Annotated in this window: 12 protein-coding genes; 5 read left to right on the top strand and 7 right to left on the bottom strand. The window is 65.6% G+C overall.

The genetic code is table 11. The annotated features are described in order from the left end of the window. Positions 1 to 2: 2 nt before the first annotated feature. From AC1RKI_RS18480 to AC1RKI_RS18460, 5 genes are all read right to left on the bottom strand, one after another. A complete protein-coding gene (locus tag AC1RKI_RS18480; RefSeq protein WP_492796506.1) occupies positions 3 to 1,415 on the bottom strand; it encodes a type II and III secretion system protein family protein in 1,413 nt (470 codons plus the stop codon). A 13-nt stretch (positions 1,416 to 1,428) separates the two neighbouring features. Then, complete coding sequence (gene cpaB, locus AC1RKI_RS18475; protein ID WP_492796504.1) at positions 1,429 to 2,385, bottom strand: Flp pilus assembly protein CpaB; 957 nt, start codon at positions 2,383 to 2,385, stop codon at positions 1,429 to 1,431. A 69-nt stretch (positions 2,386 to 2,454) separates the two neighbouring features. Next, the gene (locus AC1RKI_RS18470; protein ID WP_061959028.1) at positions 2,455 to 2,913 is read right to left on the bottom strand and encodes a TadE/TadG family type IV pilus assembly protein; all 459 of its coding nucleotides are present in this window, start codon (positions 2,911 to 2,913) and stop codon (positions 2,455 to 2,457) included. 436 nt (positions 2,914 to 3,349) lie between these two features. Then, positions 3,350 to 3,526: a Flp family type IVb pilin gene (locus tag AC1RKI_RS18465; protein WP_061959029.1), complete on the bottom strand. Its 177-nt coding sequence runs from the start codon at positions 3,524 to 3,526 to the stop codon at positions 3,350 to 3,352. A gap of 422 nt (positions 3,527 to 3,948) precedes the next feature. Further along, positions 3,949 to 5,166: a collagen-like triple helix repeat-containing protein gene (locus AC1RKI_RS18460; protein WP_061959030.1), complete on the bottom strand. Its 1,218-nt coding sequence runs from the start codon at positions 5,164 to 5,166 to the stop codon at positions 3,949 to 3,951. Between the two features lie 847 nt (positions 5,167 to 6,013). Between AC1RKI_RS18460 and AC1RKI_RS18455 the strand changes: the two genes are divergently transcribed. Further along, entirely contained in the window at positions 6,014 to 7,501 is a 1,488-nt protein-coding gene (locus AC1RKI_RS18455; RefSeq protein ID WP_492796501.1) for a collagen-like triple helix repeat-containing protein, read from the top strand. A gap of 153 nt (positions 7,502 to 7,654) precedes the next feature. After that, on the top strand, positions 7,655 to 9,331 hold the full coding sequence (locus tag AC1RKI_RS18450) for a ShlB/FhaC/HecB family hemolysin secretion/activation protein (protein WP_061959032.1): 1,677 nt from the start codon (positions 7,655 to 7,657) through the stop codon (positions 9,329 to 9,331). Between the two features lie 75 nt (positions 9,332 to 9,406). On the opposite strand, the gene AC1RKI_RS18445 is transcribed toward AC1RKI_RS18450, so the two are convergent. Then, positions 9,407 to 9,613, bottom strand: a complete 207-nt coding sequence (locus AC1RKI_RS18445; protein WP_061959061.1) for a dodecin — start codon at positions 9,611 to 9,613, stop codon at positions 9,407 to 9,409. A gap of 219 nt (positions 9,614 to 9,832) precedes the next feature. Here AC1RKI_RS18445 and AC1RKI_RS18440 point away from each other — a divergent pair, with 219 nt between their 5' ends. From AC1RKI_RS18440 to AC1RKI_RS18430, 3 genes are all read left to right on the top strand, one after another. Beyond that, positions 9,833 to 10,441 carry a phospholipase D family nuclease gene (locus AC1RKI_RS18440; protein ID WP_223506009.1) on the top strand — a complete coding sequence of 203 codons (609 nt, stop codon included), beginning with the start codon at positions 9,833 to 9,835 and terminating at the stop codon, positions 10,439 to 10,441. Positions 10,442 to 10,836: 395 nt separating this feature from the next. After that, complete coding sequence (locus AC1RKI_RS18435; protein WP_411800716.1) at positions 10,837 to 11,184, top strand: hypothetical protein; 348 nt, start codon at positions 10,837 to 10,839, stop codon at positions 11,182 to 11,184. A 268-nt stretch (positions 11,185 to 11,452) separates the two neighbouring features. After that, positions 11,453 to 12,169: a dienelactone hydrolase family protein gene (locus tag AC1RKI_RS18430; protein ID WP_227460483.1), complete on the top strand. Its 717-nt coding sequence runs from the start codon at positions 11,453 to 11,455 to the stop codon at positions 12,167 to 12,169. A 44-nt stretch (positions 12,170 to 12,213) separates the two neighbouring features. Here AC1RKI_RS18430 and AC1RKI_RS18425 read toward each other — a convergent pair whose 3' ends face one another. Next, positions 12,214 to 12,993, bottom strand: a complete 780-nt coding sequence (locus AC1RKI_RS18425; RefSeq protein ID WP_454734405.1) for a glycine zipper 2TM domain-containing protein — start codon at positions 12,991 to 12,993, stop codon at positions 12,214 to 12,216. Between the last annotated feature and the right edge of the window lie 122 nt (positions 12,994 to 13,115).

Genomic DNA, 13,115 nt, shown 5'->3' with positions numbered 1-13,115 from the left:
CCCTAGCGGGAAAATCCCGGCAGGGTTGGATCGGCATATTCACCCAATACAAAACGGCCCCAGACGTTGGGGCTGGCGCTGGTGCGCCCGTCGTTCGCCACGTTGGCGGCGGCCTGCGAGTCCTTGGCAAGTGGCTGAACCAGATGCGGCGTGACCACGATCATCAGTTCACGGTCCTCCTGGTGGAAGTTCAGGTTCTTGAAGAAGCTGCCGATGATCGGCAAGTCGCCCAGGAAAGGAATCTTGTCGACGTTGCTGACGGTGTTGCGGCTCACCAGTCCGCCAATGACAAAGCTCTCGCCGTCGCCCAGCTCGACCGTGGTGTCGGCCCGGCGCGTGACGATCGCGGGCACCGACGCGCCGTTGATGGAGATGCCGCGCGACGGGTCGAGATCGCTGGCTTCGGGCGCCACCTTCAGCGCAATACGGTCACGCGCGATCACGGTGGGCGAGACGGTCAGTCCGATACCGAACGGCTTGAACTGGATCGTGGTCGTGCCCAGCGCCTGCGGCACCGGAATCGGAATCTCGCCGCCGGCCAGAAAGCTGGCGCTCTGGCCGGACAGCGCCACCAGGCTGGGCTCGGCCAGCACGCGCACCAGGCCATTGCTTTCCAGCAGGCTCAGGTTGGCGAAAATGCCCTTCGACGCCGACGCCACCACGAGGTTGAACGCGCTGCTGATCGGCTGCGTGCTTTCGAACGTGGGATTCGGGCCGATCGTCGCCTTGGTCAGCGACGTCGGGCTGAACGATCCGAACGTGAAGCCGCCATTGTTGCGCACGAAATTCAGGCCGATCTGCTTGAGTACGGTCTTGCTGATTTCCACCACTTTCACGTCGACCTGCACCGTGCCCGATACCGGCACGGTGGAGCGGTCGACCACCACCGCACCCTTGTTGTCGACACCGCCCAATGCCGCGCGCGCCGACATCTGCGCGCGTGCAGCGGCCCGGGCGTCCTGCGACTGTCCGGTGATGGTGGCGCCTGCCGTCGACAGATCCACCTGCGGGCCGCCGGGGTCCTGCGCCACGGCATTGACCTGCACTGCGTAACGCACGGGCGCTGCGCCGCCACTCCACATCATCAGGTCCGTGACGCCCGGTTTCTTGGCGACCACCAGCACGGTGGGCGACGCGCCGCGATGCTTGAGCAGCAGCGCATCGGCCACCGCCGGATTTCCTACCGCCACGCGCTCCAGGGCCTGGCCGGGACGGATTTCCTGTTGCGCGCCAGCCAACATCTGCAAGGTCCGCACCGGCGCACTCGCGGCAATTTCCTGCGCGCCAAGCGGCCGGATCGCCGCCACCGCGGCCACCGCTACCGTCATCGCCATCGCCATCCATGCCGGGATGGCCAGTTGCTGCCTGATTCGACGCGTTGGCGTCCACACACGGTCTTTCATCGAATGGGTCATGCCGTGTCGTCCGTTATTCGATTTCTCGTTTGCCGGCGCGGATCACTTCCACGCCTTGTTGGTTGTCCTGCGCCTGCCGGCGCGGCGTGGCAGCCGTCAGCGTCGCGGCGGCGGGCAATGTCGCGGGCCGCAGGGCCGGCGCGGGCGATCGCGGCGTGGCGTCGCCAACCAGTCCGAACAGGCTGACGCCAGCCACGGCACGATCGACCGGCGCGCGTTCGGCTTGCGGCGGCACACCCGCGCGCGCCTGCAACACCGGCGGCGGATCCGCGAACATCCCTTCGCTCGGCATGGCCTCGTCTTTCGGATTGCGCAGCGCAAGGATCAGGCGTCCGGCCTGCTGCGCCATGGCCAGCTTGCTCACCTGTTCCAGCGGCACCGACAGCACGGCGGTCTTGGCGCCTTCGCGCCGCGTCATCATCTGTTCGGACTGCGCTTTCGGCGCTTCATTGACTGCCCCGCTGCCATACGCCAGCACACGCAGATGCGACAGCAGCAGACGCGTCTGGCTTTCGCCGATCTCCTGGTTGTCGCGGCGCAGGATCACAAATACATCGACAAAATCGCCGGGCTGCACCTGGTTGCCGACACCGACCACTTCGTCGACCGCCACGGCAAGCGCGCGATCGCCTTCCGGAATCTGGCGCGCCAGCCCGGATACCAATTGGCTTTCCAGCACCGGCACATTGGCGCCGAGATTGATCACGGGTACTTGTCCGGCCACGCGCGCCACTTCCTGGTAGGCGCCGGTCGGATCGATCGGCAACTGCATCACCGTCAGCGCGTCGGTGCTCAGCGGCTTGCCGGCTTCGACGGCGCGCGTGGTGACCACCACCGCATGGGTAGCCACGGCCTTCTGCGTGGGCAACGGCACGCGCTGGTGGCGCGCCACCTGCCAGGCCAGCACAGCGAGCAAACCCGCCAGCACAAGCAGAACAACCGCAAGAATCCTTATCTGTTTGCTGGTCATGTCACGGTTGTCCGGGTTGGATTGGGATGGCTTGGGAGCGATGAGACGCGACGGCTCTGCATCATGTCCTCAGGTATCTGGAGAAAGCTGGACGACGGCCGATCCCGTCAGACTGGAAGGCACGGGCATGAAGGGCACAGTGGGGAGCATCGATTGCGTGAGCAGGTTTAGCGTGACCTGCACGCATTGGGCGCCCGCGGGCGCGGCGCATGCAACGGGCTGGGCCAACGCGCCCGAGGCCAGATGCGCGGCAATGCTCGCGGGCAGGGTGCTGCGCGCGGTCTGCTCGGCGGCGGCTACGCGCAAGTCGATGGTGTTGGCCAGCGTTCCGCCGTTGGAAGTCAGCGGATAACGCAATGCAGCCCGCGCGCCTTCCTCGGCCGCGAGCGTGAGGGCCTGCTGCATTGCGAGCACCATGCCGTAATAGACAATGCCCAAAATCAATGCCAGCAGCACCGGAAAAATCAGTGCGAATTCAATCGCCGCAACCCCGCCACTACGACGGCGTGCATTCCCCCGTGACGCCATGCTTTACCCGGTATTTTTTTAATCGCGCAATCAGATCCCACGAAACACCGTACCGCTGGCGCCGGCGCGTTGCCAACGCCAGCGGACGGCTTGCCTTATGGGCGTACACCTACAACGTACCGCGACTTGGCACCACTCTTATCTCTCTTGCCTGGCCGTCCGTGATTGCCTGCGGGCCAGTGCCGTGCTACCACTTCCGATGCAGACTGCGATGCCTACCGGCAAGCGACAGGACGAACCGCGTCCGCAACGCGATCGCCAGGATCCGTCGTACCGATGAGGTCGAAAGCGAAGCACTGCACCGCAGACGTCAGGGCGATATCCGCCCCGCGCACGAGCGGACGCTCATGCGGAAACGCATGCATTGCAGTACTTCGTAAAAGGTAAGTTCGCCTGCCACGCGATCAGCCCGCGTGACAGACGCGCCTTTTCGCCGTTATTTGAACCAGGTGGTGACTTTCGTCGCCAGTCCGTCGAAAGCCGTCCCGAGGTTGTTACCGAGATTGGTAGCCCCCGTGACGATGGCAATGGCAATGAGGCCTACGATCAGGCCATATTCGATCGCGGTTGCGCCGCGTTGACGATGGTTGAAGCGCGCCAGCTTCTTGTTCATGGTAGTCACTCCCGAAGTGCGGTTTTACCCCTAATTGGATCCCAGCGGCAATTCCTGACCCGATCCGATTTGTCATCTTGTGAAGCTGTGACGTAATTATTTGTTTTATCCGCTGACAGAACATTTATAAGACATGGTATGTCTCAACCATACCCCCCATTCGAACTAGGGGTGCGCCAGCTTAAAGTGGCACAGACGTTTGAAACAACGGCCGATCCGCACTGACTATCGGCATGAACAAAAGCGAATTGTTAAAGAACGCGCAATAAATGCAGCATGCCGTGCGGCGGCCTGCACGTATGGATGCAGGCTCACCGCACGGCAAGAAATAAAAGGATGCGCCGCGCGGGGTAAGGACGACAGCGCACCGTAAATTAGTCTTTTTGGATGACAGGGAAAGTCCCGTGTCATCCGTGCGGGAATCAGTGGCGCGTCAGTCCGCCAAGCAGGCCGGTGACCGGTGCCAGTGGGGAAGCCGCGCTGCCGCTGCCGGACGTGGCGCCGCCCGTTGCGCTGGTCAGCCCGCTGGTCACGGTATTGAGCAGGCCGGTGACTGGCGCGAGCGGATTGCTGCCGCCAGACGTGCCACCCGCCGCGCCGCCCACGGATCCGAGCAATCCGGTGACTGGAGCCAGCGGGCCGCTGCCGCCCGACGCGCCGCCGAGCAGACCTGTCACCGGTGCCAGCGGACTGCTGCCGCCTGCGGCACCGCCAAGGCCAGATAGCGGCAGCGTGTTGAGCAGCCCGCCCAGCGGACTGCCTGTCGCGCTGCCATTGCCATTGAGCAGCACGCCCGCCGTCGCGACGGTCTTGCCTGCTTCGGTCACCACGCCGCCAAGCGGCGAGACGATTGGCGTGTTGGTGCCGGAAATCATGCTGCCGCCGGTGGCCAGCGTGCCGCCAACCTGCGTGAGCAGATTGTTCACCGGTGCGCCCAGGCCAGTGGCCGCGCCCACCGTCTGCGTGGTGTTGGTCAGCGTCGTCGTCAGCGGCACGATGGCCTTGCTGGTGCTGTCGGTCAGCTGCGCGACAGGGCCGGTGGAGAGCGCGTCGCCCAGCTTGCTGCCGCCGGCGATCACCGCACCGCCCACGGTCTGCACCAGGCCGCCGACCGGATTGGTGACCGGCGACAGCGGCGCAAGCTGATCGCTGCCCACGGCCTTGACCAGATCGCCGGCGCTGACCACGGTCACGCCGGCCTGCGTCACCACGTTGCCGGTATTGGCCACCGTTACGCCAACAGGGTTATCGACCGCGCCGATCTTGCCCAGGCCGTCGCGCACGCCCGCGCCGAGCGTGGCAACCGTTTCGCCCGCGTTGATCACCACATCGCCGGTGGCGTTCTTGGCGCCGGCCGGCACGAGCGGCACGTTGGTGTCCTTGATCTGCTGTCCGATCTGGCTCACGGCATTGCCGGTGGCGGTCACGGTGTTGCCGGCGCCTTCCAGCACCTTGGCGGTGGGCGTGGTTTCGGCGGTCGGCGTCGGGTTGGTCGTGCCGGGATTGGTCGGCGTGGTGGGCGACGCCGGGCTGACACCGCCGCTCGAACCGCCCGAGGCGCAGCCCGCCAGCAACGCGGCAGCCGCGGCGCAAGCGATGGCCATCATGTTGAGTGAGCGCGTTTGCATCGTTGCTTTCATGACCTGATCTCCTTCGATGTTCTGTGTGTTCGGGTTTTCCCGCTCATCGCCGCGACCCTGATCTACCCCATTGCGATATGAGCGTTGACTGGTGTGGCGTCGCAACCCGATAGCGCAATCGCTGTGCCAGGCTCAATCGCACGTTCGATTCGAGCGCTGCGGGTGCGCGCCATGCGTCCCCCAAAGCCTTGCGCGGCGCGGCTTTGCGGTGCGATGTCGAGAACCGATTGGCGCCAGCGCGGCAGACGCGGCAAGCCGTCACAGAGGCTGCGCGCGCGTTACGTGCTACGTAACGTGTTACGCGGCGTGTTCCCACGATGCGGGTGCGTCGCTATGCGTCATGCATGCGATGCGCGCGGCTGGCACGGCTTCGGTCTGCCGCGGCACGCGCTTTCCATGTCGACGTCCCACGCATGCGGGCGAGTACAGGCCCGCTCGCGACACGACGGTCACCGAGCCGACCGCACCTGCGTCGTCGCAATCGCGTCGCGCCGATGCCCGAGGCCGCGCCGCACCGTCCATCAAGTCCCTGTTCCGTTCCCTTGGCGTCACCGCGCGTTACGTAACGCGTAACGCGAAACCAGCGCGAAACACGCGCCTCGCCACGCGCGGCCGCTTTATGCGCGCGTTTGATCGGCCGCCCGCAAAGCCTTGTCAGACGGGCGTTTGCGACGCGCGCCTCCGGCTTTGGCGGGGTGCGCGGCGCGCGGCGCTTCGCATTGGCACACCGCTTGCGCAATGCATGTCAGACACGGCACGCCGCACACGCTGCAGCAAAGCATCGAGATCCGGACGCGCACGTGAACCTGGTCGGGAAGCGACTCATAACAACGAAAGGAACAAGGTCATGCGTCAACAACAACGTCTTGCAAGGCAGGTGGTAATTACCGCGCTGCTGGGGTCTTTGCTGGCAATGGGCGGCTGCGCAAGCGGCAGCGGTTCCACCTCGATGGGTACCAGCGGCTCGAGTGGATCGACGGGATCGACCGGATCTATCGCTACCGGTGGATCGGGCAGCACGGACACCGCCAACAACGGCGGCACCAAGAACAACGGGGGCGGGGGCGACAACAACAACGGCGGGGGTGATAACCACAATGGTGGCGGCGACAACAACAACGGCGGTGGCACCGCCGCGCTGACGCCGACCAGCACCATCGTCAACAACGCTGGCGGGATCGTCGGCGGTGTCGGCAACACCGTCAGCGGCGTGGGCGACGCGATCCAGAACGCAACCTTGCCCGGCGTACCGAAGCAGACCACCAGCGGCCTCGGCGGCGTGGTCGGATCTCTGGGCGATGCGGTCAGCGTGCTTGGCACCGGCGTGCAATCGGGCCTGGGCAACATGCCCAACGCGACCAACCCGCTGGGCACCACGGTGGCAAGCACCGGCGGCGTAGTGAGTCAAGTCGGCAATGCCGTGACCAGCGCCGGCAGCGCGGTCAGCGGCCTGGGCAGTGGCGCACTGGCGCCGCTGGCCGCGGTGACCACGCCGCTGGGCGGCGTGGTCTCGCAAGTGGGCGGCGCCGTCAACACGCTCGGCGACAAGCTGGGCACGGCCCTATCCACCGGCCCCGTCGAACAGCTGACCAGCAGCGTCAGCAAGGCCATCGTTCCGCTGACCTCGACGCTGACCAACGGCACGCAAACACTGGGCGCGGCAACCGGTCTGGGCCAGCCCGTCAACAACCTGCTCGCCACCGTGGGCGGCACGCTGGCGACGGCCGGCACGCAACTGGCCAATACCAACACGCCGGTGGTCTCGGGCGTGGGCGGTGTCGTCACGGGCGCGGGCAACACGGTGGCATCGCTGGGCGGCGTGGTGAGCGGTCCCGCAGGCGGCGCCGGCGGCAGCCCTCTGGCACCGGTGACCGGACTGATCGGCGGCCTCACGGGCGGGCTCGGTGGCGCCACGGGCGGTGCCGCGGGCCCGCTGGCGCCGGTTACCGGCCTGGTCAGCGGCCTTACCGGCGGCCTCGGCAGCGCAACGGGCGGCAGTGGCGGCCCGCTGGCGCCTGTAACGGGTCTCGTCAGCGGCATCACCAGCGGACTGACGGGCGCGGCCGGGGGCCAGGCCGGTCCGCTGGCGCCGGTGACGGGACTTGTCGGCGGCATCACCAGCGGCCTTACCAGCGCAACGGGCGGCAGCGCCGGTCCGCTGGCACCGGTTACCGGCATCGTGGCGGGCCTGACCGGCGGCAACGCGCCGGCGTCCGGCAGCACCGGCAGCACAGGCACTTCGGGCGGCAAACCCGCCAATCCGTTGGCCCCGGTAACGGGTCTGGTCGGCGGCCTGCTCGGCGGCGTGACCGGCGCACTGGGCGGCAAGCGCTAACGACACAGCGGAAGACACGTCCGGGCGCGTGCGCGCGTCCGTATCAGCAAAGCGTCACGGCTACAGATGGGCGGCAGGAAGAGCGGCATTCCTTCCGCCCGTGGCACGCGACCTCAATAGCCGCAATGCAATTTTCGATCGAGGGGTAATACCATGCGTACACGCGAACGCGTTGCCGCGCTGTTGATCGGCGTCGGCGCCATGCACAGCGGTCTGTCTCATGCGGAACGGGGCCCGGTACAGGGCGATCCTACCCAGACGCTGCCCGCCATCGCACCTAGCAAGCCCGCGCAAAGCAATGTCACCGTGCAGGTGGAGCGCCCGGATTCGGCGCTGCAGAACCTGCTGGCCTCGCGGCTCACGCCCAGGCATTTCAAGATCGAAGGCGCCAAGACGCTGCCGTTCGACCAGATCGCCGCAAAATTCACGCCGCTGGCAAATCGCGAGATCACGGTCGCCGAATTGCTGCAGGCGGCCGAGTCCGTCACGCAGATGTACAAGGACGCCGGCTATCCGCTGTCGTTCGCATTCGTGCCCGCGCAAGCGTTCGAGAACGGCACGGTGCTGATTACCGTGGTGGAAGGCTATGTGGCCAATGTCACGGTGCGCGGCAAGCCCGGCCCGGCCGAAGGCCGCCTGCGCAAGATTGCCGAGCAGTTGAAGAAGGACCGCCCGCTGCGCCAGGAAAGCTTCGAGCACTACGTCAACGTGCTGGCGCAACAGCCGGGCATGCAGGTCAACGCAACGGTGCAGCCGCCGACCACCACCGACGGCGCCTGCGAGATGGTGCTGGAAGTCAAGCGCAAACCGTTCACGTTTGGCACCGGCGTGGAATGGATGTCGCCCGGCATTCGCGCCATCGCCACGGCCACCACCAACAGCCTGACGCCGTTCGGCGAACAGTTGTCGTTCTCGACGCTGTTCCCGAAAGGCCGCGACAGCGAGGAATACTACGCCGCCACCTACGCGCAGCCACTCGGCACCGAAGGCATGCTGGCGAAGATCACCGCTTCGCACTATCGCGGCGTGCCGGAGAACGCATCGCTGGCGCCCATCGGCTTTGAATCGCGCTATGTCAACGATTCGAAGCGCCTGGGCGGCACGCTGGCCTATCCGCTTATCCTCAACAACCGCCATGCGCTGACGCTGACCGGCGGCTTCTATGCGACGAGCCAGTTCGAACGCTACACGCAGGCGGTGAATCCGGGGGCGGGACGCAAGGTGGAACTGTCCACCAGCGTGCGCGTTGCCAGTGCCGAGGTGTCGTATCTGCAGCGCGGCACCGGCGTCACGCGCAATGCCACCCTCGGCCTGTACAAGGGCTTCGATGCGCTGGGCGCCAATCGCGAGAACAATCTCAACGACTTGAGCTTCTGGCGCACGCGGCTGCTGGTGTCGCAGGCCAACGACCTGCCGTTCGGTTTCGGCATGGCGCTGTCCGCCGCCGGCCAGTACAGCGACAACCGCCTGGCGTCGAGCGAGCAGATCAGCTTCGGCGGCCGTTTCTTCGGCCTCGGTTATCCAGCCGGGGAAGTGGCCGGGGACAAGGGCTGGGGCGCGTCGGCGGAAATCAACCGGCTGTTCACCGTCGACTTCACGTACCTGAAGACGTTGCAGCCGTTCATCGTGACCGACATGGCGCGCGTGTATTCGAACAGCGTATCGCTGTCGCATCGAACGCTGCAGTCGGTGGCGATCGGGCTGCGTTTTTCGGATCGCCGCTTCTACACGATGGATGTCTCGGTGGCGCAACCCGTGGGCGACAAGCCGACCAATGCCAGCCACCGCTCGCCGCGCATCAACCTGCTCTGGTCGTACCAGTTCGACTGAAAGGCGCCGCCGATGCGCTCACGCACTTACGTGCTCATAGCGCGAGCGGCGCCATCGTTGTTCGCACCATGCGGCTCAATTGACGCGAAAGCCGATCTTGAGGGTGACCTGGAAATGCGCGACCTTGCCGTCCTCCACATGGCCGCGCGTCTCGGTCACTTCGAACCAATCGATATGCTTGATGGTTTCGGCCGCCTTGGCGAGCGCATTGCGAATGGCGGCGTCGCTGCCGTCGGGCGACGATCCAACGATCTCCACGAGCTTGTAGGTGTGGCTGGACATAGGGGTCTCCTTTGTTCGGTTCACGCGGTGCGACGAGCCGCCGCGCTCGATGTCCATTCATCATAGGCATCACCGGATCGAGTCCCAAGATCGATTGCAGTTCCCCTCCGATGCTTACGCGGGCAAACTGCGCGGTTTCCTGTTGCGAAAGATGCGCGTGGCCTGTTACGCTGCGTGCCCCGCATTTTCATCACCCCGTGTAACCTGATGTTTCCTCCCTTGAATCGACGCAGGCAGCTTGCTACGGCGAGCGCGATGGGCCTGCTCGCGCTGGCATCCGTTTGCGCCAGCACCGCGCAGGCACGCAGCACCTCGACGCTCGATCGCCTGGCCGACGCGCTGACCGCGCCGCGCGCGCAAGCCAACCAGTTCGCCAGCGGCAGCACGTACACGCTTTGCTTCGTGCCCGACGGCCCGAGCTGCCAGGACATGATCATCGACGCCATCAACAAGACGCGCAGCAAACTGCTGATCCAGGCGTATTCCTTCACCAGCGCGCCGATTGCAAAGGCCGTTACCGAAGCGCATCAGCGCGGCGTGGACGTGCGCGTCATCGTTGACAAGAGCCAGGTGTCGGAGCGCTACACCAGCGCCACGTTCCTCAAGCATGCGGGCATTCCCGTGGTGATCGACAAGCGGCCGGCCATTGCGCACAACAAGGTCATGGTGTTCGACGATCAGGCCGTGTTTACCGGATCGTTCAATTTCACGAAATCTGCGCAGGAACGCAATGCCGAGAACGGCATGCTAATCCGCGGTGACAAGACCGTGGTGAAGGCGTATTCCGACAACTGGCACACGCGCTTCGAACAATCGACGGCATATTGAGCGGCGGGTGCGGCGCGGCATGCATCGCTGCAAACCGCGGCCATGTGCGTTGCAATCGATGTGTGCGCAGCCTCTCATTCGCACGATGTCTGACTGAAAGCGGGAGAAATCCCCGCTGTTCCACGTATGCCTCGGCGTCGTCCCGCAGGAAGATCAGCGAAACGCCGACAGAACGTCGCCGCGGCCCGGCGTCTACTACAGGTGAGTATCCGCGGATGCCGCGACAGGCTGTTTTCCGCGCCTGTGTGCCCGCTGTGAACCTGCACCACGGCCCGCCTCGCGTCATCCGGTCAACCTGGCAGGAGGAAGCGATGAAAACCGATTCGATTGAAATGCAGTTGCCGCTGCGCCGACAGGGCCGCATGGTTCTTGCAGCCGCCGCGCTGGCCGCATCGATGGGCTTGTCATTATCTGCGCATGCCGACATGAGCACCGCCAGCGCCGGCCCGTTCACCTATGTTTGCGGCGGCGTGGCGGCCGACGAGCAGGCCCAACTGAACAGCGAAGCGCGCAACTACGACATGGGCTTGTTGTTCACGCAGGGCGGGCGCGGCGAGTACCTGTCGGACGTTAACGTGAAGTTGATGCGCAACGGCCAGCAGGTGGCGGAATTTACCTCGACCGGCCCGCGTTGCCTGATCAAGGGGCCGCGCGCGTCGTATCAGGTGGTGGCGACGTACGATGGCACGTCCAAACGTACGACGCTGAGCCCCGGCGAAAAGAATGTGCAGTTGCGCTGGTAGGCGCGCCTTAACGATGGCGCGAAACGACAGCGCTTAACCGAGAGTCAAGCAGTACTGCGTCGCACGATGGTGCGACGCCATGCCGGCCATCGCCCCGCGGATGCCGGCATTTTTTTGCGCGATCGGTTGTGTGGTCGGAAGCGTGAACGCGGATGTCCTGCACGATTCGCGGGCCGGTGGCACACTTTCGGCTCTGCGCGGAGCCGTCGGCCCTGCGAGAGCCCGATACGTCCTGAAGTCATTCACGCAGCCCCGGAGCCATCACATCATGAGCAATTCGCCCAATAGCCGCTGGATTCAAATCGACACCCCCGACGGCAGTTTCGACGCCTACCTGAGTTTGCCGCCTGCGGGCAAGCAGGTCGCAAATCCCGGCATCGTGCTGGTACAGGAAATCTTCGGCGTCAACGAGCACATCCGCTCGGTGGCGGACCAATATGCATCGGACGGCTACGTGGTGATGGCCCCCGATGTGTTCTGGCGCAGCGCACCGCATGTGGAACTCGGTTATTCCGGCAAGGACTGGGAGCAGGCCATGGCACTGCGCAAGGCCGTCAATGTGGAAGCGACGCTGGCCGACATCGGCGCCACCATCGAAGCCTTGCGCGGGGAAATCGGCGCTGGCGGCAAGGTGGCGGCCGTGGGCTACTGCTTTGGCGGGCTGATGTCCTACCTGGCCGCCGCGCGCGGCATGGTGGACGCCGCTGTGCCGTACTACGGCGGCGGCATCCAGAACAATCTGCACGAGGCGGCCGCGCTCAACGTGCCGGTGCAGTTCCACTACGGCGCGCTCGATGCGCATATCACGCCGGACGATGTGGAAAAGGTGCGGCAGGCGGTGGCGGGCAAGCGCGGCACCGAAGTGTTCGTCTACGAGCAGGCCGACCACGGCTTCAACTGCTGGGCGCGCGAGTCGTATCACCAGCGGTCCGCAGCGCTGGCGCATGGCCGCGCGCTGACGTTCCTGGCCAACGCGCTGTCGTGATCGACAGCGCTGGCTAAAGGCGCTCGCGGCGCGCCGCGCGACATTCAGTACGGCATGGCAACGCCGTTCTGGATGCGCACGCGGTCGCCCGTGCGCAGGTTGTAGGGGCTGGCCTGCGTAAGCGTGAGGCTGCCGTTGTCATTGGTACGTACGCGCACGCGGAACGCCGGCGCCGTCGTGCCCGAGCGCTTTTCCACCTCGTTGCCGGCCAGCGCACCGGCTACCGCGCCGCCGATCGTCGCCACGGTATTGCCGCGGCCTCCGCCCACCTGATGGCCCAGCAGACCGCCGACCACGCCGCCGATTACCGCGCCGGCGCCGCTGGTGTCGGCGGGCTGGCCGCCCACTTGTTCGATCGATTCGACCCAGCCGTAGCGCACCGCATAGGGATCGCCATAGCCGCTGGCATTGCCGCCGTAGCTGTTGTCATTGCCGCCCTGCGCCTGTCGCGGATAGCCATACTGGTCATAGCCCGGTTGCTGCGGGTACGCCGGATACTGGGCCGGCGGCGCATAGCCGGGCGCGCCGCTGATCTGCGTACCCGACGTGCCATAGGGGGCGCCATATCCGGTGTTGCCATAGCCGGTGTTGGCATAGCCGGTATTGCCGTATCCCGCGTTGCTGTAGCCCGTCTGATATCCGGCCGGATACCCGTTCTGGTAGCCGGTTGGATAGGCGGCCTGCGGCTGGTATCCCGTGCCGTAGCCATTGCCGAAGTCGGTCCCGTACGGTGCGGCGCAGCCCGCCAGCGCTGCAACGGCCATTGCGGCAACTGCTATCGACCTGGCGGCCGTGCGCGTGGCAAGACTCGATGGGAAGGACATCATGGGGGCTCCTGCGTCGCTGCGCGTGTTGATATTGCGCGGGAGTCTAGGGCCGCGCCATCGCGGCAGGTGTCACGGGAAGTTGTGATGGGTAACCGGCTGTAACGCGGGCTCGCTCCTGC

The sequence above is a fragment of the Cupriavidus sp. GW822-FHT06G04 genome (assembly GCF_058799075.1).
Note: the sequence above shows the minus strand (reverse complement) of the source record. Positions and strands in the feature narration are given on the sequence as shown.

Bases quoted from the DNA above. Each gene is read 5' to 3' on its own strand.
- AC1RKI_RS18460 (WP_061959030.1), bottom strand. From the start codon at position 5,166: ATGAAAGCAACGATGCAAACGCGCTCACTCAACATGATGGCCATCGCT.
- AC1RKI_RS18450 (WP_061959032.1), top strand. From the start codon at position 7,655: ATGCGTACACGCGAACGCGTTGCCGCGCTGTTGATCGGCGTCGGCGCC.
- AC1RKI_RS18435 (WP_411800716.1), top strand. From the start codon at position 10,837: ATGGGCTTGTCATTATCTGCGCATGCCGACATGAGCACCGCCAGCGCC.
- AC1RKI_RS18455 (WP_492796501.1), top strand. From the start codon at position 6,014: ATGCGTCAACAACAACGTCTTGCAAGGCAGGTGGTAATTACCGCGCTG.
- AC1RKI_RS18465 (WP_061959029.1), bottom strand. From the start codon at position 3,526: ATGAACAAGAAGCTGGCGCGCTTCAACCATCGTCAACGCGGCGCAACC.
- cpaB (WP_492796504.1), bottom strand. From the start codon at position 2,385: ATGACCAGCAAACAGATAAGGATTCTTGCGGTTGTTCTGCTTGTGCTG.
- AC1RKI_RS18470 (WP_061959028.1), bottom strand. From the start codon at position 2,913: ATGGCGTCACGGGGGAATGCACGCCGTCGTAGTGGCGGGGTTGCGGCG.
- AC1RKI_RS18445 (WP_061959061.1), bottom strand. From the start codon at position 9,613: ATGTCCAGCCACACCTACAAGCTCGTGGAGATCGTTGGATCGTCGCCC.
- AC1RKI_RS18425 (WP_454734405.1), bottom strand. From the start codon at position 12,993: ATGTCCTTCCCATCGAGTCTTGCCACGCGCACGGCCGCCAGGTCGATA.
- AC1RKI_RS18430 (WP_227460483.1), top strand. From the start codon at position 11,453: ATGAGCAATTCGCCCAATAGCCGCTGGATTCAAATCGACACCCCCGAC.
- AC1RKI_RS18480 (WP_492796506.1), bottom strand. From the start codon at position 1,415: ATGACCCATTCGATGAAAGACCGTGTGTGGACGCCAACGCGTCGAATC.